Source organism: Microbacterium sp. lyk4-40-TSB-66 (assembly GCF_030209475.1).
Lineage (GTDB): Bacteria > Actinomycetota > Actinomycetes > Actinomycetales > Microbacteriaceae > Microbacterium.
Genome location: NZ_JARVRW010000016.1, coordinates 1 through 1,300, shown reverse-complemented (window position 1 = coordinate 1,300; position 1,300 = coordinate 1). Strand labels below are relative to the sequence as shown.

Genomic DNA, 1,300 nt, shown 5'->3' with positions numbered 1-1,300 from the left:
AAATGCGAAATGGCCACCCGGCGTTGGGTGGCCATTTCGTCTAAAGGAAGTCCGGCGGTGTCCTACTCTCCCACAGGGTCCCCCCTGCAGTACCATCGGCGCTGAGAGGCTTAGCTTCCGGGTTCGGAATGTGACCGGGCGTTTCCCTCTCGCTATGGCCGCCGAAACACTATTGATGTGTTTCACAAACCAACAACGATTGTTTCATTGTTGTGTTCCCGACCGTACATCGAGAACCACTCAGTGGACGCAAGCACCAAAAACGGTGTGTTATCAAGTCATCGGCTTATTAGTACCGGTCAGCTTCACGTATTACTACGCTTCCACATCCGGCCTATCAACCCAGTAGTCTGGCTGGGAGCCTCTCACCATAAATGGTATGGAAGTCTCATCTTGAGGCCGGCTTCCCGCTTAGATGCTTTCAGCGGTTATCCATCCCGAACGTAGCTAATCAGCGGTGCTCCTGGCGGAACAACTGACACACCAGAGGTTCGTCCAACCCGGTCCTCTCGTACTAGGGTCAGATCCTCTCAAACTTCCTACGCGCGCAGCGGATAGGGACCGAACTGTCTCACGACGTTCTAAACCCAGCTCGCGTACCGCTTTAATGGGCGAACAGCCCAACCCTTGGGACCTACTCCAGCCCCAGGATGCGACGAGCCGACATCGAGGTGCCAAACCATGCCGTCGATATGGACTCTTGGGCAAGATCAGCCTGTTATCCCCGAGGTACCTTTTATCCGTTGAGCGACAGCGCTTCCACAAGCCACTGCCGGATCACTAGTCCCGACTTTCGTCCCTGCTCGACCTGTCAGTCTCACAGTCAAGCTCCCTTGTGCACTTACACTCGCCACCTGATTGCCAACCAGGTTGAGGGAACCTTTGGGCGCCTCCGTTACATTTTGGGAGGCAACCGCCCCAGTTAAACTACCCACCAGGCACTGTCCCTGAACCGGATCACGGTCCTAAGTTAGATATCCAGAGTGACCAGAGTGGTATTTCAACAATGACTCCACACTCACTGGCGTGAATGCTTCACCGTCTCCCACCTATCCTACACAAGCCACACCGAACACCAATACCAAGCTGTAGTAAAGGTCACGGGGTCTTTCCGTCCTGCTGCGCGTAACGAGCATCTTTACTCGTAATGCAATTTCGCCGAGTTCGCGGTTGAGACAGTTGGGAAGTCGTTACGCCATTCGTGCAGGTCGGAACTTACCCGACAAGGAATTTCGCTACCTTAGGATGGTTATAGTTACCACCGCCGTTTACTGGGGCTTAAATTCTCAGCTTCGCCTTG

Annotated in this window: 2 rRNA genes; both read right to left on the bottom strand. The window is 54.1% G+C overall.

What is annotated here, in order from left to right:
• Window positions 1–49: 49 nt before the first annotated feature.
• Window positions 50–166 (bottom strand): 5S ribosomal RNA (rrf, locus tag QRO03_RS15965).
• Between the two features lie 103 nt (window positions 167–269).
• Window positions 270–1,300 (bottom strand): 23S ribosomal RNA (locus QRO03_RS15960); the annotation flags it as partial.